Origin of the sequence: Citrobacter portucalensis (assembly GCF_023374935.1) — a bacterium.
Classification (GTDB): domain Bacteria; phylum Pseudomonadota; class Gammaproteobacteria; order Enterobacterales; family Enterobacteriaceae; genus Citrobacter; species Citrobacter portucalensis.
Window position 1 is genome coordinate 1,658,620 of the sequence record NZ_CP092466.1, and the last position, 20,479, is coordinate 1,679,098.

The window sequence follows — 20,479 nt, forward strand, 5'->3', positions numbered from 1 at the left end:
CACTACAGCTCTATTTCAATATCGCCTTTTGCCCGGCAACAGCACGGCAATATTTCACCGGGCTGAATGAAGGCCAGCGGTTCTGCAATCCAGTCAACCTGTCCCGCCACCAGGCGGGTACGGCAGGAGCCGCAGTAGCCTTCACGACACTGATATTCGACTTCAACATCGTGCGACTCGAGCGCGGCAAGCAGGGAAGGGTGTTCATCCTGGCACAGCAACTGCGTGCCAGAGATGCGCAGAGTCACGCGGCCCATCAGAGCTGGAAGTTACTCAGATCGTCAGTATCGACTTCGGCATCGATCTGGCCGACCAGATAAGAGCTGACTTCCACTTCCTGCGGCGCAACCTGGACGTTATCGGACACCAGCCAGGTGTTGATCCACGGGATCGGGTTAGAACGTGTCTGGAATGGCAGATCGAGCCCAACAGCCTGCATACGGATGTTGGTGATGTACTCAACGTACTGGCACAGAATGTCTTTGTTCAGGCCAATCATTGAGCCATCACGGAACAGATAATCTGCCCACTCTTTTTCCTGCAGCGCGGCCTGTACGAACAGGTCGTAGCATTCTTGTTTGCACTCCTCGGCAATTTCCGCCATCTCCGGATCGTCCACGCCGCTGCGCAGCAGGTTCAGCATATGCTGAGTACCGGTCAGGTGCAGGGCTTCGTCGCGGGCGATCAGACGAATAATTTTCGCGTTGCCTTCCATCAGTTCACGTTCGGCGAAGGCGAAAGAGCAGGCGAAGCTGACATAAAAGCGGATCGCTTCCAGCGCGTTCACGCTCATCAGGCACAGATACAGCTTCTTCTTCAGCTCACGCAGGTTTACGACAACCGTTTTACCATTAACGGTATGCGTACCTTCACCGAGCAAATGCCAGTAGCTGGTCATCTCGATCAATTCGTCGTAGTAGCTGGAGATGCCTTCTGCGCGTTTCTGGATTTGCTCGTTGGTGACGATATCGTCAAACACCACCGCCGGATCGTTAACGATATTACGGATGATGTGGGTATAAGAGCGGGAGTGGATCGTTTCAGAAAACGCCCACGTTTCCACCCAGGTTTCCAGTTCAGGGATCGAGATTAACGGCAGCAGCGCGACGTTAGGACTACGTCCCTGAATGGAGTCCAGCAGCGTCTGATACTTCAGGTTGCTGATGAAGATATGTTTTTCATGTTCCGGCAATGCCTGGAAGTCGATACGATCGCGAGAAACATCGACTTCTTCCGGACGCCAGAAGAAAGAGAGCTGCTTTTCGATCAGTTTTTCAAAGATGTCATATTTTTGCTGATCGTAGCGGGCGACGTTCACCGGCTGGCCGAAGAACATCGGTTCCAGAAGCTGATCATTTTTCGTCTGTGAAAAAGTGGTGTATGCCATTGATGTGAATCCTGTCTGGAATGTACTGCCGGATGCGCTTTGCTTATCCGGCCTACAATACCGCGAATTAATTTGTAGGCCGGGTAAGCGCTACGCCACCCGGCAAAAGATTAAATCTTACATGCGCCGCTTTCGCAGCCATCGTCCTGAATGGACGGTACCAGATCGTCCTGAGAGTCTTCCGCACCGTCACGGGTGTTCTGATAATACAGCGTTTTGACACCAAATTTGTAGGCGGTGAGCAGGTCTTTCAGCAACTGCTGCATCGGTACTTTTCCGGACGGGAAGCGCGACGGATCGTAGTTGGTGTTGGCGGAAATCGACTGATCGATAAATTTCTGCATGATGCCTACCAGCTGCAGATAGCCGTCGTTGTTTGGCATTTCCCACAGAAGTTCGTATGCGTCGTGCAGGTGTTCGTAGTCCGGCACGACCTGACGCAGAATTCCATCTTTCGATGCTTTGATGCTCACGTAACCGCGTGGCGGTTCAATGCCGTTGGTGGCGTTGGAGATCTGCGAAGAGGTCTCGGACGGCATCAGGGCTGACAGCGTGGAGTTACGCAGACCGTGAGTTTTAATTGATTCGCGCAGGCTTTCCCAGTCGTAATGCAGGGACTCGCTGACGATAGCATCCAGGTCTTTTTTATAGGTATCAATCGGCAGAATGCCTTTCGCATAGGTAGTTTCGTTAAACCACGGGCATGCGCCTTGCTCTTTTGCCAGCTCGTTAGAAGCCTTCAGCAGGTAATACTGAATCGCTTCAAAGGTTTTGTGAGTCAGGTTATTGGCGCTGCCGTCAGAGTAGCGTTTACCGTTTTTCGCCAGCCAGTAAGCGTAGTTGATCACGCCAATGCCCAGCGTACGACGACCCATCGCACCGCGTTTGGCGGCCGGAATCGGATAATCCTGGTAATCGAGCAGCGCATCCAACGCACGTACCGCCAGTACGGCCAGCTCTTCCAGTTCGTCCAGACTTTCGATAGCGCCCAGGTTAAATGCGGACAGCGTACACAGCGCAATTTCGCCGTTTTCATCGTTAACGTCGGTCAGCGGTTTGGTCGGCAGGGCGATTTCCAGGCACAGGTTGGACTGGCGTACCGGCGCGACAACCGGATCAAACGGGCTGTGGGTGTTGCAGTGGTCAACGTTCTGAATGTAGATACGACCGGTCGAGGCACGTTCCTGCATCATCAGTGAGAACAGCTCAACTGCTTTCACGCGCTGTTTGCGGATGCTGTCGTCGTTTTCATATTGGGTGTACAGACGCTCGAACTCATCCTGATCGGCGAAGAACGCGTCATACAGACCCGGGACGTCGGACGGGCTGAACAGGGTGATGTCGCCGCCTTTCAGCAGACGGGTGTACATCAGTTTGTTGATCTGCACGCCGTAGTCCATGTGACGTACGCGGTTGCCTTCTACGCCACGGTTGTTTTTCAGGACCAGCAGGCTTTCAACTTCCAGGTGCCACATTGGGTAGAACAGCGTGGCTGCACCACCGCGTACGCCACCCTGAGAGCAGGATTTCACTGCAGTCTGGAAATGCTTGTAGAACGGAATACAGCCGGTGTGGAACGCTTCACCGCCGCGAATCGGGCTACCCAGCGCACGGATGCGACCAGCGTTAATGCCGATACCGGCACGCTGAGAAACGTATTTCACAATTGCGCTGGAGGTTGCGTTGATGGAGTCCAGGCTGTCGCCGCACTCGATTAGTACGCAGGAGCTGAACTGACGCGTTGGGGTACGCACGCCGGACATAATTGGCGTCGGCAGCGAGATTTTGAACGTAGAAACGGCGTCGTAGAAACGTTTTACATATTGCAGACGTGTTTCACGCGGATAGTTAGAGAACAGGCAAGCCGCTACCAGAATGTAGAGGAACTGTGCGCTTTCATAGATCTCACCGGTAACACGGTTTTGCACCAGATATTTACCTTCCAACTGCTTCACCGCAGCGTAGGAGAAGGTCATATCACGGTCGTGTACGATGAACGAGTCCATCTGCTTGAACTCTTCTTCCGTGTAGTCTTCCAGCAGATGATTGTCGTATTTGCCCATTTCAACCATTTTCACGACATGGTCGAACAGCTTTGGCGGTTCAAACTCACCGTACGCTTTTTTACGCAGGTGGAAAATCGCCAGACGGGCAGCCAGATACTGATAATCCGGCGCTTCGCGGGAGATCAGGTCGGCGGCTGCTTTGATGATTGTTTCATGGATGTCGGAGGTCTTGATTCCGTCATAAAACTGAATGTGGGAGCGCAGCTCGACCTGAGAAATCGATACGTTATTCAGTCCTTCTGCCGCCCAATCCAGAACTCGGTGGATTTTGTCGAGATTGATGCGCTCTGTACTACCATCACGCTTTGTCACCAGCAGACTCTGATTCATGTGGTTTTTTACCTGTCCGTGAAAGAAAAAATATCCCCCATATTATCCACAGAGTCATGTTGTGACTAAGTCTGTGGATAAATACTATATGTAGGGGTTGTTTGATAAAATAGACGCTATATGGTGAGTATTCTAGTAGGGATTCTTTTCAGCACAAGAGTTGATTTTGAGGTTAAATTGAGGTTGCAAAAGGGTGATAATCGCTAAGTGCGCGTCTTATAAGGCCTGGCGGGGATGTCAATAATTGAGAAAAAAAATAGAAAATTTGATCGAGTGCTGATTTCTTCATCTAAGGCAAGGAAAGTTCTTATGATCTGGCACACGATTTGTAGGCCTGATAAGCGAAACGTCATCAGGCATGGTTCCAGTAAGCATGCCGGATGGCGGCGTTGCACGCTTTATCCGGCCTACAGGAGCGGTTAATCAACCTTGGCGGTGGTATGTACCATATAGTTCACATCAACGCCCGGGCCAAGTTTGAAGGTGTTGGTGATGGGGTTGTAATGCAGGCCGGTCATATGGCGCTCTTTCAGTACGGTCTGGTCAACCCACTCTAATAATTCAGCAGGTTTAATAAATTTTTTCACATCGTGCGTGCCTTTCGGCACCATGCGCAGAATATATTCCGCTCCGACCACCGCCATCAGCCAGGATTTGCCGTTGCGGTTAAGCGTGGAGAAAAATACTTCGCCACCCGGTTTGACCAGCCTGGCGCAAGCTCTGACCACTGACTGTGGGTCTGGCACGTGCTCCAGCATTTCCATGCAGGTGACAACGTCATACTGATGTGCATGCTTTTCCGCATGCTCTTCGACGGTTTCTTGTACGTACTCTACCTGGATACCGCTTTCCAATGCATGCAGTTTTGCTACCTGCAGCGGTTCAAAACCCATGTCCAGTCCGGTGACGGTAGCACCTTCGCGCGCCATGCTCTCCGCCAGAATACCGCCGCCGCATCCGACGTCGAGTACCTTTTTACCAAACAGGCCGCCTGAGCGCTCAGTAATATAGCCCAGACGCAGTGGGTTAATGCGGTGCAGCGGCTTAAATTCACCCTCAAGATCCCACCAGCGTGACGCGACTGCTTCAAACTTGGCAATTTCTTCATGGTCAACGTTGTGAGCTACCGGAGGTTTTTCGGCATTCATTGGGGCTTCTACTCCTAAATTTGCGATGCAAATGAGTATATCAGCCTGACGGGATGAATAAAGCCTCTGTCAGGGGGAATCCATTTACCTGAATCTGCACGGATGTGTTATAATTTGCGACCTTTGAATCCGGGATACAGTAGAGGGATAGCGGTTAGATGAGCGACCTTGCGAGAGAAATTACACCGGTCAACATTGAGGAAGAGCTGAAGAGCTCCTATCTGGATTATGCGATGTCGGTCATTGTTGGCCGTGCGCTGCCGGACGTCCGAGATGGCCTGAAACCGGTTCACCGTCGCGTACTTTACGCCATGAACGTATTGGGCAACGACTGGAATAAAGCCTATAAAAAATCTGCCCGTGTCGTTGGTGACGTAATCGGTAAATACCACCCTCATGGTGATATCGCCGTTTACGACACCATTGTTCGTATGGCGCAGCCATTCTCCTTGCGCTACATGCTGGTAGATGGTCAGGGTAACTTTGGTTCTGTCGATGGCGACTCCGCAGCGGCGATGCGTTATACGGAAATCCGTATGTCGAAAATCGCCCATGAGCTGATGGCTGACCTAGAAAAAGAAACGGTTGATTTCGTCGATAACTATGACGGCACCGAACAAATTCCTGACGTCATGCCGACCAAAATTCCTAACCTGCTGGTGAACGGTTCGTCCGGTATCGCGGTAGGTATGGCGACCAACATTCCGCCGCACAACCTGACCGAAGTGATCAACGGCTGTCTGGCATATATTGACGATGAAGACATCAGCATTGAAGGGCTGATGGAACATATTCCGGGTCCGGACTTCCCGACTGCCGCGATCATCAACGGTCGTCGTGGTATCGAAGAAGCCTACCGTACCGGCCGTGGCAAAGTGTACATTCGCGCACGCGCGGAAGTCGAAGCGGATGCCAAAACGGGTCGTGAAACCATCATCGTTCACGAAATTCCGTATCAGGTAAACAAAGCGCGCCTGATTGAGAAAATCGCCGAGCTGGTAAAAGACAAACGCGTTGAAGGCATCAGCGCACTGCGTGACGAGTCTGACAAAGACGGTATGCGCATCGTGATTGAAGTGAAACGCGATGCGGTCGGGGAAGTGGTTCTGAACAACCTCTATTCCCAGACCCAACTGCAGGTTTCCTTCGGTATCAACATGGTTGCATTGCACCATGGCCAGCCGAAGATCATGAACCTGAAAGATATTATTGCCGCGTTCGTACGTCACCGCCGTGAAGTCGTAACCCGTCGTACTATCTTTGAACTGCGTAAAGCCCGCGACCGTGCGCACATCCTTGAAGCGCTGGCGATTGCGTTGGCGAACATCGATCCGATCATCGAACTGATCCGCCGCGCGCCGACCCCGGCTGAAGCGAAAGCTGCGCTGGTTGCGCGTTCGTGGGAACTGGGCAACGTTTCCGCCATGCTGGAACGTGCCGGTGATGACGCCGCGCGTCCTGAATGGCTGGAGCCGGAATTTGGCGTGCGTGACGGTCAGTACTATCTGACTGAACAGCAGGCCCAGGCTATTCTGGATCTGCGTTTGCAGAAACTGACCGGCCTTGAGCACGAAAAACTGCTCGACGAATACAAAGAGCTGCTGGAACAGATCGCTGAACTGCTGCACATTCTGGGCAGCGCCGATCGTCTGATGGAAGTTATCCGTGAAGAGATGGAGCTGATTCGTGAACAGTTCGGTGACGCTCGTCGTACTGAAATCACCGCGAACAGCGCTGACATCAACATCGAAGATCTGATTAGCCAGGAAGATGTTGTCGTAACCTTGTCTCATCAGGGCTACGTGAAATATCAGCCGTTAACCGATTACGAAGCGCAGCGTCGTGGCGGTAAAGGTAAATCAGCAGCACGCATTAAAGAAGAAGACTTTATTGACCGCCTGCTGGTGGCCAACACCCATGACACGATCCTCTGCTTCTCCAGCCGTGGTCGTTTGTACTGGATGAAGGTCTATCAGTTGCCGGAAGCAAGCCGTGGCGCGCGTGGACGTCCAATCGTCAACCTGCTGCCGCTGGAAGCTAACGAACGTATTACCGCAATTCTGCCAGTACGTGAGTACGAAGAGGGCGTGAACGTCTTCATGGCAACCGCTAGCGGTACCGTGAAGAAAACGGCGCTGACCGAGTTCAGCCGTCCGCGTTCTGCCGGTATTATTGCGGTTAACCTGAACGAAGGCGACGAACTGATTGGTGTAGATCTGACGTCTGGCAGTGACGAAGTCATGTTGTTCTCTGCGGCTGGTAAAGTGGTGCGCTTTAAAGAAGATGCTGTCCGTGCAATGGGTCGTACCGCGACCGGTGTACGCGGTATCAAGCTGGCGGAAAAAGATAGCGTGGTATCGCTGATCGTTCCGCGCGGTGAAGGTGCGATCCTGACCGTTACTCAGAACGGTTACGGTAAACGTACGGCGGCGGAAGAGTATCCGACCAAGTCTCGTGCGACCCAGGGCGTTATCTCCATCAAGGTTACCGAGCGCAACGGTTCCGTTGTTGGCGCTGTGCAGGTTGAGGATACCGACCAGATCATGATGATCACCGACGCAGGTACGCTGGTACGTACTCGCGTGTCGGAAATCAGCGTGGTAGGGCGTAATACCCAGGGCGTTATCCTTATCCGTACTGCGGAAGACGAAAACGTCGTGGGTCTGCAACGCGTTGCTGAACCGGTTGATGATGAAGAGCTCGACTCCATCGACGGAAGTGCCGCTGAGGGCGACGAGGATATCGCGCCTGAAGCGGAAAGCGATGACGATGTAGCAGCGGATGACGCTGACGAGTAATTAAACATTGTAGTACTGTGCACAAGGGAGGCTTTGCCTCCCTTTTTTACGTCCTGAATAATCCCTTACCCATCAGCTCATTATCTTTTTCTAACCGTCCACCTGCTTCTTGTATAAAAATACAAAAATAAATGAATAATTATAACTCTGTGAGAGTGCTCACTGTTTGTTCACTCTTTTACCGCTAACTTTTCTCTGCCCAATAAAAGATTTTTTAACATCCGCTATGAACAGGAGACCTGCAAACTATTTAAGAAAAAGCACCTGAAGTGTGAAAGAAAAATGCGTTGGCTGCCTCAGTCTGTCAGTTCATCTCTGACGGATGAATATACTTTTACCTCGGCGTTGGGAGTTAACTATGATAGTTGAAATTGCGGAAGGCTTTATCCATCTTTTTCAGAGTGCAGGGAAGATATTCTCTGGGATGATCGTCAGTACCATTCCGATGTTGATAACATTAATTCTGACGGTTAATTTCATTATGAAGTTAATAGGTCAACAGCGAATGGAAAAAGTCGCGACCCTGATGGGGAAATCAAAAATATTAACATACGGAATATTGCCCAGTTTTGCCTGGTTCTTCCTTAGCAGCCCCGGCGCGCTGACAATGGGTAAGTTCCTGCCTGAACGGTGTAAGCCCGCTTATCAGGATGCACTGGGCAGTACCGTACATCCACTGACCTCGTTGTTTCCCCACATCGTACCATCGGAACTCTTTATCTGGCTGGGAGTGGCGGCGGGGATTACCCGACTCGACCTTCCTGTTGCCGACTTGGCATTGCGTTATATCGCTGCAGGTATTCTGCTTGGATTTATCCGCGGTTTTCTTACCGAATATATCTTCACAAGGTTGGAAAAACGCGAACTTAATCAGGAATAAGGAAAGACAATGAAAGTGCTATTTTCGGCTGATGTCGTAAAAGCTGGAAAGAAAGTAGAAGAAGGGCTGCTTAATGGCATGCTCATAACGTTTAACGATCGCGCCCCGGAAGATTATCTCGATTATGTGCTGGTTATAAAGAATATTGTTTTTGATAGCGCACCGTTACAAAAAACAGCGAACTATGTTTTACAGATTAATAACCAGATATGGAATATCACCTGCTGGGGAGATGCTGCGTGGCAAAATCTATGTGAGCTGGGTCATATTACAGTGGTATTTGACGGGGCAGAAAAGCCAATTGCCTATGGTTCATTACACGTTAAAAGCGGTTTCTCGCCTTCCGTTAATGAATTAACGGGCCCATTGACAATAATGAGGAAAACCAATGAAAACCGTGCTGATTAAAAAAGGTCATTCAGGAATTGGCGATGACATGTATTTATCTCGCGATACCAGCAAAGTAATCTTGTCGCTCACCGGGAAAAGCATTGACCCTATTGCAAAAAAACTGGGTGAAATGCTCGAGATGCCGGTGGTTAACGGCTTTGATGCAATGCCAGATGATAAGAAAATCCTCTGCGTGGTGATCAACTGCGGTGGTTCATTGCGCTGCGGCATCTACCCGCAAAAAAGAATCAAGACCATCAACATCCTCCCTACCGGCGCGATGGGACCGCTGGCGAAGTATATCACTGAGGATATCTATATTTCTGATGTCAGCAGCGAATCGCTATCGTTGATTGAAACGCTTAACCAACCGGTCAATGCACACGAAGAGGTTAATCTTGCTGAACCTTTGCCCGCAGGTGATGCTTCGGCGGTTGTCAGCCGCCAGGTTGACACAAAACCAAGCGGTTCAGCAACCAACACTGCGCTGGAGTTGATGACCCGATTTGCTACGAGTATCGGTAATTTTGTCAGCCTGCTGTATACCTCTGCGCGTGAGTCGGTTGAGCTGTGCATTAAAAACGTTATCCCGTTTATGGCTTTTATCTCTGTGTTAATTGCTTTGGTGCAGGAAACGGCAATTGGTCAGTGGACCGGGAATGCGCTATCACCGCTTGCCGGGTCGTTAACTGGCTTGTTTGTCATCGCGATTATCTGCGGCTTACCGTTTATCTCACCCATTCTGGCTCCTGGCGCGGCCATAGCACAGGTTGTGGGTGTGTTGGTGGGAACATTAATCGGTAGCGGAGTGGTTTCTCCACTGATGGCGTTGCCGGCACTGTTCGCGATAAATGTTCAGGTAGGGGCCGATTTTATTCCTGTCGGGCTTTCCATGCAGGAGGCGAAAGAGAAGACCATTCGTCTTGGCGTTCCTGCCTTCCTGTTATCACGAATGATTACCGCTCCTCTGGCGGTGGCTATCGGCTATCTGTTTTCTTTTGGTTTGTTTAACTGAGGAATCATGTAATGAATAAAATCAATGCCGCGGTGGTTGGCGCGGGAATTTATGGCAAACACCATATCAATGCTTACCACTATAATCCGTGGGTGAATCTGGTCGGGTTTTGCGAAATCAACCCGGACATTCGGGCCAGCGTAGCTCAGGAGTTTCATATTCCCGGCTTTGCATCGCTGGCAGAACTGTTTGCCGCTACGCAAGTTGATCTGGTATCGATAGCCACCCCGGATCCTTTCCACTTTGATGCAACAATTGAGTCCATTACCGCTGGAAAACATGTGCTGATTGAAAAGCCGATGGCAACAACGTCGGCGGAATGTCGGGAGATTATCCGTTGCGCTACAGAGTATGGGGTGAAAATTGGTGTTGATTACCACAAGCGTTGGGACGGAATGGCGCAACATATTCATCATGAGCTATTGAAGCCTGAAACCGGTCAGGTACTACGTGGCTATATGAGCATGGATGACATCATCGATGTGCCAAAAAACTGGTTATCGTGGGCGAATGAAAGCTCACCCGTCCATTTTCTCGGCACTCACTGTTTCGATTTAATTCGATACTATATGAACGGTGCCAACGCAGTGAGCGTCTATGCGATAGGGCAGAAAAAGAAACTGGTTGCTGAAGGTATCGACTCCTGGGACACCATTCAGTCTTTTGTTACGTTTGAAAATGGTGCGCAATGGACGGTGGAGGTGGGATGGTGTCTGCCCTCTACGTTCCCCAAAGCAAATGATGGTCGTAGTTTTGTTATTACTGAAAATAACTATTATCGAGCAGATGCGCAGTTGCGCGGCTATGAAATGTTTACACCACAACGTAGCGCGACACCAAATTATAACTTTATCAATTATGTTAATAACAAGGCCAGCGGATACGGAATTCAGCCAATACATGATTTTGTGGAGCATATATTATTTGATACACCTTATCTGGCAACAGCAGAAGACGGCTTACAGGCTACGTTAATTTGCGAGGCAGTACATCATTCACTATCAACAGGAAATATTGTGCACTTGTAATTAATCTTTTTTTTACGTCTCATAAGTATTTTTTTGACTTTAATTTCTATGATTAAAGTAGGGTGTCTTATTCCCCCCAACCCTGCCAATGATCATCGCTTATGGGGCGTCTTTTCATTATTCATATTCAGATAACAATATTGCAGGGCATGAAAGAAAAGCGTATGCAGTGACATTTTCAATGCGGCAAAACTCAGAGGACTGACGCTGGATTGAGGAGTGTACAGGGTCACATCGGCAAGCGATGTGCCGCTCTGGTGGCAGGCGACAGCCAGCGAGGCAGCCTCATGCTCGCGAATCAATGTAATCAACTGGTTATCCGGTTCATCTTTGGGACCCGGTAGCAAGATTACGGAATCACAATCTGTCAGGCTGTTGGCTAACAGCGAATCGGCATTTTGATACTCAACGGGAATACAGACCTTACCAATATCACTGTAGTCCTGAATGATATTACTGAGTAAAGAGCCTAGTTCCCGGGAGTGACAAAAATAAAGGTTGCGGCTGGAGCTGATAATTTCAAAGAAAGTATTAATTGCTGCTGGGTTATTATTGTTGATAAATTCACTGAGAATAACATTGTTCTTTGTTGCCTGTGCTGGAAGCAGCACTGCAGGTTCACTGCGTAGACATTTAATTAAATCATATTTAAAAGAAGTAAAACCGGTATAACCGAGCGCTTGAGCAAAACGAACAATAGAAGGTTGGCTGGTCTGAGTCTTTTTTGAAATTGCTGTCGATGTCAGTTTTTCTGCGCCTGATAATGTAGCCAGAATGTAACGACTAATAGTTTGTTCCGTGTGTGAGCCAGTTTTCACCAGTAACTGAAGTTGTTCGATAATGTTCATTGAGGTCCCTCGGTTTTGTTTATTATGACATATACACTTTTTCCTTCAAGTTACCTCTGTGTTGCCTGGCGAGTGGTTAACGTGAAGGGGATTGACGGCGCTTCCCCCGCATAACGTTGAGCAGGGCAAGCAGCAAAGCGTTTTTTCTCATTTTCAGATAAGACTGCTGAACGGCCTGTGATTTCTACGCTATAAACATGTGGAATTATCGACACAATGACCATTTGGTTGTGTAAATATTGCGGGGTTAAGACAACGGTTTCAGCGCGGTGTATCATATTCCCGTAAAGAGAGGGCATTGCGACGCCGGACATTTACCGCTACCTTAACCACACTCTATTAATACCCTGAGGCGGAGCTTCGCCCCTTTGAAATACCTTGCTTCCGTTCATTCAACCCTAAAAGTTTCACGCTACCTGTTCAGAGCGTTGGCGCTCGTCATCTGGTGTCTGATTGCGTTCGCCTCCGTGTTCTACATTGTGAATGCGCTGCACCAGCGAGAGTCTGAGATCCATCAGGAGCTTAATCTCAGCTCTGATCAAGCCCAGCGCTACATTCAGCGCACATCTGATGTCATTAAAGAGCTTAAATATATTGCCGAGAATCGCTTAACGGCAGAAAACGGTGTGATGTCGCTGCGGGCGCGAGATGATAAAACCGTCGTGCCTAATTTTGAGCCGTTGTTTGCCGACTCAGACTGTTCTGTCATGGGCAACGCCTGGCGAGGTTCTCTGGAATCACTGGCATGGTTTATGCGCTACTGGCGCGACAACTTTTCCGCCGCCTATGATTTAAATCGAGTGTTCCTGATCGGCAGCGACAACCTCTGTATGGCCAATTTCGGCTTGCGTGATATGCCCGTCGAACGTGACGAGGCCCTGAAGGCGCTGCATGAGCGCATTATTAAGTATCGCAATGCTACGCAAGACGAAAACGGTAACAACTTGTTCTGGATCAGCCAGGGGCCACGTCCGGGAGTAGGGTATTTCTATGCGCTGACGCCGGTTTACCTCGCCAATCGCCTCCAGGCGCTGTTGGGCGTAGAGCAGCCTATTCGCATGGAGAATTTCTTCACTCCGGGCAGTTTACCGATGGGTGTGACCATCCTCGACGAAAATGGCCATGCGCTAATTTCTCTCACTGGCCCTGAAGGGAATATTAAGGCTGAGCCCCACTGGATGCAGGAGCGCTCCTGGTTTGGCTACACGCCGGGTTTCCGCGAGCTGGTATTGAAGAAGAATCTGCCTCCGTCCTCCCTGAGCATCGTGTACTCCGTTCCGGTCGATCTGGTGCTGGAACGGATCCGCATGATGATCCTGAACGCTATCTTGTTGAACGTGCTGGTTGGCGCGGCATTGTTTATGCTCACGCGCATGTATGAACGGCGCATTTTTATTCCGGCGGAAAGTGATGCTCAGCGGCTGGAAGAACATGAGCAGTTTAACCGTAAAATCGTAGCTTCTGCGCCGGTGGGTATTTGTATTCTGCGCACGATGGATGGCATTAACATCCTGAGTAACGAACTGGCACACACCTATCTGAACATGCTGACGCATGAAGACCGTCAGCGGTTAACGCAAATTATTTGTGGCCAACAGGTCAATTTTGTTGATGTACTGACCAGCAACAATACCAATCTGCAAATCAGCTTTGTGCACTCGCGCTATCGCAATGAAAACGTGGCAATTTGTGTCCTGGTTGATGTCAGTGCGCGCGTTAAAATGGAAGAGTCGTTGCAGGAGATGGCTCAGGCGGCGGAACAGGCCAGCCAGTCCAAATCGATGTTCCTTGCGACGGTGAGCCATGAGCTACGTACACCGTTGTATGGCATTATCGGGAACCTTGATTTGTTGCAAACCAAAGAGTTACCGAGTGGGGTGGATCGTCTGGTAACGGCGATGAATAACTCTTCCAGCCTGCTGCTGAAAATTATCAGCGATATTCTCGACTTCTCAAAAATTGAATCTGAACAGCTGAAGATTGAGCCGCGAGAGTTTTCACCGCGTGAAGTCATGAACCATATTACGGCTAACTATTTGCCGCTGGTGGTCCGCAAGCAGTTGGGGTTGTACTGCTTTATCGACCCGGATGTGCCCGTGGCGCTGAATGGCGATCCGATGCGTTTACAACAGGTGATTTCTAATCTGCTGAGTAACGCAATCAAGTTTACCGATACCGGTTGTATTGTGCTTCACGTGCAGTGCAGCGGCGACTACCTGAGCATTCGAGTGCGTGATACCGGGGTGGGTATCCCCGCCAAAGAAGTGGTCCGTTTGTTCGATCCTTTCTTCCAGGTGGGCACTGGCGTACAGCGTAATTTCCAGGGAACGGGACTCGGTTTGGCGATTTGTGAAAAACTGATCAGCATGATGGATGGGGATATTTCCGTCGATTCCGAGCCGGGAATGGGGAGTCAGTTTACGCTGCGTATTCCGCTTTATGGCGCACAGTATCCACTGAAAAAGGGTGTTGAAGGATTGGCAGGCACGCGTTGCTGGCTGGCAGTACGTAATGCGTCACTGTACCAATTTCTCGAATCCAGCCTGACGCGTAACGGGATGACGGTGCTGCGATATGAGGGACAACAGCCCGATGCGGATGACCTGCTGGTGGCCGACGATGTGCTGGAACAGGCCTGGCAGGGACGAGCAGCGGTAATTTTCTGCCGCCGCCATATTGGCATTCCGCTGGAAAGAGAGCCTGGAGAATGGGTACACAGCGTGGCGTCACCGCACGAACTGCCTGCGCTGTTGGCGCATATCTACAGTGTAGAGCTGGGGAGTGAAGATCTCTCCGCGGCGCTGCCAGCCCCGGATAAAGCCGGTGCGACGAACGATGACATGATGATCCTGGTTGTTGACGATCACCCTATCAACCGGCGCTTACTGGCCGATCAGCTGGGATCGTTGGGATATCAGTGTAAAACGGCGAATGACGGTGTGGATGCGCTCAATGTACTCAGCAAAAACCATATCGATATCGTGCTGAGTGACGTCAACATGCCAAATATGGATGGTTATCGCCTGACGCAGCGTATCCGCCAGCTAGGGTTAACGCTGCCTGTTGTGGGGGTAACGGCAAACGCGCTTGCCGAAGAGAAGCAGCGTTGTCTGGAATCAGGTATGGATAGCTGTCTGTCCAAGCCGGTGACCTTAGACGTATTGAAGCAAACGCTGGCGGTCTATGCGGAAAGAGTGAGAAAAACGCGGGGATAGGGGATAAAAGAGCCGGATGGCGGCGTTAGTCTTATCCGGCCTACGAAACGTGCACGATGCTGTTTATTCGTAGGCCTGATAAACGCAGCGCCATCAGGCATTTTGACGTGATAAAGAATTACTCTTTGTCTGACGGACTCAGCGTCACAGAGGAAAGGTAATTCAACAGTGCGATATCGTTTTCCACACCGAGCTTCATCATTGCCGATTTTTTCTGGCTGCTGATGGTTTTAATGCTGCGGTTGAGCTTTTTGGCGATCTCAGTAACCAGGAAACCTTCGGCAAACAAGCGCAGAACTTCACTCTCTTTCGGTGACAGACGTTTGTCGCCATAGCCGCTGGCGCTGATTTTCTCCAGCAGACGAGACACGCTTTCCGGGGTAAATTTCTTACCTTTCTGCAGCGCGGCCAGCGCTTTTGGCAGGTCGGTTGGCGCGCCTTGCTTCAGTACGATCCCTTCGATATCGAGATCCAGTACCGCGCTCAGGATAGCCGGATTGTTGTTCATGGTCAGAACGATAATCGACAGGCTTGGGAAATGACGCTTGATATATTTAATTAACGTGATCCCATCACCGTATTTATCTCCCGGCATGGAGAGGTCGGTAATCAACACATGCGCATCCAACTTAGGCAAATTGTTGATCAGTGCAGTGGAGTCTTCAAATTCGCCGACAACATTTACCCACTCGATTTGCTCAAGTGATTTACGAATACCGAACAGTACAATCGGGTGGTCATCGGCAATAATTACGTTCATAGTGTTCATGTATTGGGCTACCTTGCTACAGCAAGCTCTTGACGTAAACGTCAATGTCGCTGATGTATTTTTCTATACCTGGAGCATCTTTCTCTTGAATAAGATGTTCCAGCGCTTCACATAACTGCTTGCCGGGTACCAGATTAAGCATGGCAAACACGCCTTTCAGGCGATGGGCCGTTTGGGCTAATGCAGCGAAATCGCTGATAGCCGCCTCAGTATACAACCTCTTAACATCATCCGGTACTGTGTCTACAAAGAGTGCGTAGTAACCACTGGCATGAAGTTCGGCGTTTTCATCTCCGCCGAGGGGGAGTTCCTGGAACTCTTCTTGTGCCAGCTGCTCTTCAATCAGCTCAAGGACCGCTTCCTGCATAGCATTGCTCATATTAAAGTTGACGCGCAGTTGGCCTGGGCCAATTTTCCGTACGCCAGACTCATCATCGCTTAAAAGTAGGCCTGAGGCAGTAAGATTAGACGGATTATCCGTTAAAAAGAGATCATATTCTTGACTATTCAACCGTTCATCGGGCGTGATGCAGGTTGCCCCCCAGTTTTCCAGCTGACGTAATACAATGCTACGTACGTCATTTGAGGTGACATCAACCATTACGCAGACGTCATCCAACAGGCGCTCTTCACTATCAGCATGTTGATCGTGCAGCGGCATTTTAACATGGACGATGTAACGTGTTCCAAGTTCTTCCCGTGCTTTAATATTCAGGTGTCCGCCAAGCTTGCGGGCTAACTGATCGCACAGCCAGAACGTCAGCGGGTTGGCTTTGCCATACCGATCGCCCTGCGTGTCATTAATGAATGGGAAATGGAGATTATCAACTTCATTTAATGTGACGCCTTCCCCGGTATCCAGAATGCGGAAGGTCAGGCGTTCGGCCTCTGACTCATCCTGGTCGACTTCCAGCGTGATTTTACCAATCTGCGTGGTGGTTACCGCATATTGGATCAACAGCAGCAAAATACGGCGCAAGGCATCGCGATCGCCACGGCGTTCGTCATGGGCGCTTAAGTGATTTTTAATCAGCAGCTGCAGCCCTTTACGCTTAATGGCCGGCAGAACCTCCGGAACCACGTCGTCAATTAATGCCTGCACGGAAAACAGTGTGGATTCACCTTTCCAGGCATCGTTCTCCAGCAGGTTGGCTAGCTGGATTTCGTCCACCATGCGCACCAGAACGTCGGCCTGATTGGCCAGTTTCTGGCTGTCTGGTGTATTGAGCGCGGCGGCATTAGCAGCCAGCGTTTTCGCGGGGTCTTTCAGCGCGCTGCCAATATTCTGCATAAAGGCCGCGCGGGCCTGCTGGTTTTTCTCATACAGCCGCTGTGCTTGTTTCAGTTTCTTATTGACCAGCACCTCGCGGTCCTGGTCACGAATGATAAAGATCTGCGTTCTCGGGGAGATCTGGCTGCGAAACAGTCTGATCTCATACAGTTCATTATTGATGGTGGCCTGAATCACTCCCTGATGCTGCTCTGCCATATTGGTAATGTTTTGCAGATTTAAATGCGGCAGCAGGTGGTCGGCAATTTTATTGCTGATAACCGTGCGGTTTGCTTCCTGATCGTGTACCAGTAATCCCAGCGGCAGAAGGGAAACAATCTCTTCATTGATTGCGCGCAGAACACGCAGTTCGTTATTTGCCGCAAGGTTTGGCGCCACTTCAGTCGAACGGGCAGGGAGGTGGCGAAAGGTGGTATAGCCAAACAGCGCCAGAGCCAGTAACGCAATGTTCAGCAAAAGCGGTAGCAGAATGCTTTGCAATGTGTCGAGCAGCAATGAGCCAAACGGAACCTGCCACACCAGCCGCATATCCGTTGAGTTTAGCGCCGAAGAGATCTCAATTTTACTGTTGTTGAAATTAATGCTGACGCTGTCAGGCGACTCTTTTTCATTCAGGTGCTCGGTCGTTGAGGTGGCATCAGGTTCCAGATGGAAACTGTCCAACGGCATCCCGGGAGGGATCAAGTCATTAATCGGCAGGTCAAAGGCGACAACCGTTGCCAGATGTCCTGGCTGATTAAAGGTCGTGCGTAGCGTGAAGTAATGCCCGTTTTGCCAGGCCAGACGGCGCAGTGAAGAGAAGCTTTCACGTTCATCCAGCGCATTAGCCTGTTGCAGCATCTCAGCGCGCCGGGAATCCACAATATTTCCAATCGTCGATTCTTTAAAACCAGAGGTCAGATCTTTCAGCGGTAACGTCGAGATTAGGATCAGGCTGTTGTCCTGACCATTCAGGTAATACATTGACCATGGGACATTCTCCGCGCCCCACAACGTGTCCAGATACGTTGAAATACGCTGGGTCATTTCCAGTGTAGAACTGTCATGCGAGCCGAAAATCAGCGCTTCAGTCTTTCTGCGGGGTTTCTCAAGATAATAGATATCTTGTTTCAGACGCGTTTCCTGTAGCCCATCTGCGCCTGGTGAACTGGTTGTAGCGGCAATATTGTCATAGATTTGCCAGGTCACGTATCGCCAGGTATCGACCCTTTTATGAATGGCATGGGTAATATCGACAATCTGATAACTCTTATCCTTTAGCCAGGTGTTGACGGCGCTCTGGACCATAACACCCATCATCACCAACAGCACAACGATCAGTAATAAGAAGAAACGGGTAATACTTCCTGGTAACAGGGAGAATCGGGTGGAAACCGTTGTGTCAGACTGACTCATTCGTGTTTATGACCTGTTAAACGACGCGAAAGATGAAGGGGCAGTATAAAGGGTAATGTATGAATTACCACACTTACACCGCGCGGCATAGCTTGCATTTTTTACGCCTCATTTTGTTGCAGCCATGACGGTGCAAAGGTGTACAGTGGATAAAGGCGGGTACAAATATTTGTACGGAAAGTATACATTTAGCATTAAATAACAAGAAATTATTTATCAAATTTATATCTGATCACAACGCTACGAGATAGTTAATAGTCGTTATAGTTTTGCATCGGTAGCACAGAAAGGTAAGTTTTGTGTAAAGAAGGGTAAAAAAAAACCGAACGCTGAGCATTCGGCTGAAATAGGGGTAAACAGACATTCATAAATGAATGACGGTAATAAATAAAGTTAATGATGATAGCGGGTCTATTTTAGTTGCGAGTGAAGATTTTGTTTTGTCATTCAGTGCTATAAGATTTTTTTGTTTAATGCATTGATTTTAAAGAGTATTGAAATGATTCTTGATTATTTGTGCTTATTCCGACTGTTTTTTGATTTTAAAAAAGTTCCCTCGCATTAACATTTGGAAACATCTATGCCGATAAATGAAACACCTTAAAAGTTTTAGTATCATATTCGTGTTGGATTATTCTGTGTTTTTGCGGAGAATGAAGTTGCCGACTGGTTAATGACCTTAATCAGTATGCAGTGGCATAAAAAAGCAATAAAGGCATATAACAGAGGGTTAATAACATGAAAGTTAAAGTACTGTCCCTCCTGGTACCAGCACTGCTGGTAGCAGGCGCAGCGAATGCGGCTGAAATTTATAACAAAGACGGCAACAAATTAGATCTGTACGGTAAAGTCGATGGTCTGCACTATTTCTCCGACAACAAAGGTGATGATGGTGACAAGACTTACATGCGTATCGGCTTCAAAGGCGAAACTCAGGTTAACGACCAACTGACCGGTTACGGCCAGTGGGAATACCAGATTCAGGGTAATGCGGCTGAAAGTGAAAACAACGCCTGGACCCGTGTAGCGTTTGCGGGTCTGAAATTCGCTGACGTAGGTTCTTTCGACTACGGTCGTAACTACGGCGTAGTTTACGACGTAACGTCCTGGACCGACGTCCTGCCGGAATTCGGCGGCGATACTTACGGTGCTGACAACTTCATGCAGCAGCGTGGTAACGGCTTCGCGACCTACCGTAACACCGACTTCTTCGGTTTGGTTGATGGCCTGAACTTTGCCATTCAGTATCAGGGTAAAAACGGTAGCGTAAGCGGCGAAGACGAGAACGGCAGAACGTTCACTGGCGTGACCAACAACGGTCGTGACGCGCTGCGTCAAAACGGCGACGGCGTTGGCGGATCTATCACTTATGATATCGGTGAAGGCTTCGCACTGGGTACTGCTGTCACCAGCTCCAAACGTACTGACGAGCAGAACCGTTTGAACTTCGGTACTGGCGACCGTGCTGAAACCTACACTGGTGGTCTGAAATACGACGCGAACAACGTGTACCTGGCAGCACAGTACACCCAGACCTACAACGCAACGCGTGCGGGCTCCCTGGGCTGGGCTAACAAAGCACAGAACTTCGAAGCCGTTGCGCAGTACCAGTTCGACTTCGGTCTGCGTCCGTCCGTGGCTTACCTGCAGTCCAAAGGTAAAGACCTGGGCCGCGGCTATGGCGACGAAGATATCCTGAAATATGTTGATGTTGGCGCGACCTACTACTTCAACAAAAACATGTCCACCTATGTTGATTACAAAATCAACCTGCTGGATGACAACCAGTTCACTCGTGATGCTGGCATCAGCACCGATGACATCGTAGCACTGGGCCTGGTTTACCAGTTCTAATCTACATTATGTCTATCAAAGGCCCTGCGGGGCCTTTTTTAATGCCGTTTTTTCGCCGTACAAAC

At 49.7% G+C, this 20,479-nt stretch carries 15 protein-coding genes; 7 read left to right on the forward strand and 8 right to left on the reverse strand.

Translation table 11 applies throughout. The annotated features are described in order from the left end of the window. Window positions 1-2: 2 nt before the first annotated feature. The 4 genes from yfaE to ubiG all read right to left on the reverse strand — a co-directional run bounded on the left by yfaE (window position 3) and on the right by ubiG (window position 4,931). A complete protein-coding gene (yfaE, locus tag LY264_RS07885; protein ID WP_003027609.1) occupies window positions 3-257 on the reverse strand; it encodes a ferredoxin-like diferric-tyrosyl radical cofactor maintenance protein YfaE in 255 nt (84 codons plus the stop codon). Further along, window positions 257-1,387 carry a class Ia ribonucleoside-diphosphate reductase subunit beta gene (gene nrdB, locus LY264_RS07890; RefSeq protein WP_003834668.1) on the reverse strand — a complete coding sequence of 377 codons (1,131 nt, stop codon included), beginning with the start codon at window positions 1,385-1,387 and terminating at the stop codon, window positions 257-259. The genes yfaE and nrdB overlap by 1 nt, the downstream gene beginning before the upstream one ends. Window positions 1,388-1,497: 110 nt before the next feature. After that, on the reverse strand, window positions 1,498-3,783 hold the full coding sequence (gene nrdA / locus LY264_RS07895; RefSeq protein ID WP_048215880.1) for a class 1a ribonucleoside-diphosphate reductase subunit alpha: 2,286 nt from the start codon (window positions 3,781-3,783) through the stop codon (window positions 1,498-1,500). A gap of 419 nt (window positions 3,784-4,202) precedes the next feature. After that, entirely contained in the window at window positions 4,203-4,931 is a 729-nt protein-coding gene (ubiG, locus tag LY264_RS07900; protein WP_008785314.1) for a bifunctional 2-polyprenyl-6-hydroxyphenol methylase/3-demethylubiquinol 3-O-methyltransferase UbiG, read from the reverse strand. 158 nt (window positions 4,932-5,089) lie between these two features. On the opposite strand from ubiG, the gene gyrA reads away from it, so the two are divergent. The 5 genes from gyrA to LY264_RS07925 all read left to right on the forward strand — a co-directional run bounded on the left by gyrA (window position 5,090) and on the right by LY264_RS07925 (window position 11,042). After that, entirely contained in the window at window positions 5,090-7,729 is a 2,640-nt protein-coding gene (gyrA, locus tag LY264_RS07905; protein WP_048224682.1) for a DNA topoisomerase (ATP-hydrolyzing) subunit A, read from the forward strand. A gap of 358 nt (window positions 7,730-8,087) precedes the next feature. Further along, window positions 8,088-8,609 carry a PTS glucitol/sorbitol transporter subunit IIC gene (srlA, locus tag LY264_RS07910; protein ID WP_006683705.1) on the forward strand — a complete coding sequence of 174 codons (522 nt, stop codon included), beginning with the start codon at window positions 8,088-8,090 and terminating at the stop codon, window positions 8,607-8,609. A 9-nt stretch (window positions 8,610-8,618) separates the two neighbouring features. Further along, window positions 8,619-9,017, forward strand: a complete 399-nt coding sequence (locus tag LY264_RS07915) for a PTS glucitol/sorbitol transporter subunit IIA (protein WP_048224679.1) — start codon at window positions 8,619-8,621, stop codon at window positions 9,015-9,017. After that, window positions 8,998-10,014, forward strand: a complete 1,017-nt coding sequence (srlE, locus tag LY264_RS07920; RefSeq protein WP_048224678.1) for a PTS glucitol/sorbitol transporter subunit IIB — start codon at window positions 8,998-9,000, stop codon at window positions 10,012-10,014. Before LY264_RS07915 ends, srlE begins: the two co-directional genes overlap by 20 nt. Before the next feature lie 11 nt (window positions 10,015-10,025). Continuing rightward, window positions 10,026-11,042, forward strand: coding sequence for a Gfo/Idh/MocA family protein (locus LY264_RS07925; RefSeq protein WP_048224675.1), 1,017 nt, complete (start codon window positions 10,026-10,028; stop codon window positions 11,040-11,042). A gap of 92 nt (window positions 11,043-11,134) precedes the next feature. On the opposite strand, the gene LY264_RS07930 is transcribed toward LY264_RS07925, so the two are convergent. Together LY264_RS07930 and LY264_RS07935 are read right to left on the reverse strand one after the other, a co-directional pair. Further along, on the reverse strand, window positions 11,135-11,890 hold the full coding sequence (locus tag LY264_RS07930) for a MurR/RpiR family transcriptional regulator (RefSeq protein ID WP_048224672.1): 756 nt from the start codon (window positions 11,888-11,890) through the stop codon (window positions 11,135-11,137). 50 nt (window positions 11,891-11,940) lie between these two features. Beyond that, window positions 11,941-12,204 (reverse strand): hypothetical protein, encoded by a 264-nt coding sequence (locus tag LY264_RS07935; protein ID WP_081365299.1) that lies wholly within the window; start codon window positions 12,202-12,204, stop codon window positions 11,941-11,943. A 54-nt stretch (window positions 12,205-12,258) separates the two neighbouring features. Between LY264_RS07935 and rcsC the strand changes: the two genes are divergently transcribed. Beyond that, entirely contained in the window at window positions 12,259-15,105 is a 2,847-nt protein-coding gene (gene rcsC / locus LY264_RS07940) for a two-component system sensor histidine kinase RcsC (protein WP_249457582.1), read from the forward strand. 118 nt (window positions 15,106-15,223) lie between these two features. On the opposite strand, the gene rcsB is transcribed toward rcsC, so the two are convergent. Both rcsB and rcsD read right to left on the reverse strand, forming a co-directional pair. Then, window positions 15,224-15,874, reverse strand: coding sequence for a response regulator transcription factor RcsB (gene rcsB / locus LY264_RS07945; protein WP_003027592.1), 651 nt, complete (start codon window positions 15,872-15,874; stop codon window positions 15,224-15,226). A gap of 16 nt (window positions 15,875-15,890) precedes the next feature. Beyond that, window positions 15,891-18,560 (reverse strand): phosphotransferase RcsD, encoded by a 2,670-nt coding sequence (gene rcsD / locus LY264_RS07950; RefSeq protein ID WP_048215882.1) that lies wholly within the window; start codon window positions 18,558-18,560, stop codon window positions 15,891-15,893. A 738-nt stretch (window positions 18,561-19,298) separates the two neighbouring features. Here rcsD and LY264_RS07955 point away from each other — a divergent pair. Then, a complete protein-coding gene (locus LY264_RS07955; protein WP_048215883.1) occupies window positions 19,299-20,414 on the forward strand; it encodes a porin OmpC in 1,116 nt (371 codons plus the stop codon). Window positions 20,415-20,479 lie beyond the last annotated feature (65 nt).

Excerpts from the sequence above, each read along its gene's own strand:
- yfaE (WP_003027609.1), bottom strand. The coding sequence starts at position 257 with ATGGGCCGCGTGACTCTGCGCATCTCTGGCACGCAGTTGCTGTGCCAG.
- nrdB (WP_003834668.1), bottom strand. The coding sequence starts at position 1,387 with ATGGCATACACCACTTTTTCACAGACGAAAAATGATCAGCTTCTGGAA.
- nrdA (WP_048215880.1), bottom strand. The coding sequence starts at position 3,783 with ATGAATCAGAGTCTGCTGGTGACAAAGCGTGATGGTAGTACAGAGCGC.
- ubiG (WP_008785314.1), bottom strand. The coding sequence starts at position 4,931 with ATGAATGCCGAAAAACCTCCGGTAGCTCACAACGTTGACCATGAAGAA.
- gyrA (WP_048224682.1), top strand. The coding sequence starts at position 5,090 with ATGAGCGACCTTGCGAGAGAAATTACACCGGTCAACATTGAGGAAGAG.
- srlA (WP_006683705.1), top strand. The coding sequence starts at position 8,088 with ATGATAGTTGAAATTGCGGAAGGCTTTATCCATCTTTTTCAGAGTGCA.
- LY264_RS07915 (WP_048224679.1), top strand. The coding sequence starts at position 8,619 with ATGAAAGTGCTATTTTCGGCTGATGTCGTAAAAGCTGGAAAGAAAGTA.
- srlE (WP_048224678.1), top strand. The coding sequence starts at position 8,998 with ATGAAAACCGTGCTGATTAAAAAAGGTCATTCAGGAATTGGCGATGAC.
- LY264_RS07925 (WP_048224675.1), top strand. The coding sequence starts at position 10,026 with ATGAATAAAATCAATGCCGCGGTGGTTGGCGCGGGAATTTATGGCAAA.
- LY264_RS07930 (WP_048224672.1), bottom strand. The coding sequence starts at position 11,890 with ATGAACATTATCGAACAACTTCAGTTACTGGTGAAAACTGGCTCACAC.
- LY264_RS07935 (WP_081365299.1), bottom strand. The coding sequence starts at position 12,204 with ATGTCCGGCGTCGCAATGCCCTCTCTTTACGGGAATATGATACACCGC.
- rcsB (WP_003027592.1), bottom strand. The coding sequence starts at position 15,874 with ATGAACACTATGAACGTAATTATTGCCGATGACCACCCGATTGTACTG.
- rcsD (WP_048215882.1), bottom strand. The coding sequence starts at position 18,560 with ATGAGTCAGTCTGACACAACGGTTTCCACCCGATTCTCCCTGTTACCA.
- LY264_RS07955 (WP_048215883.1), top strand. The coding sequence starts at position 19,299 with ATGAAAGTTAAAGTACTGTCCCTCCTGGTACCAGCACTGCTGGTAGCA.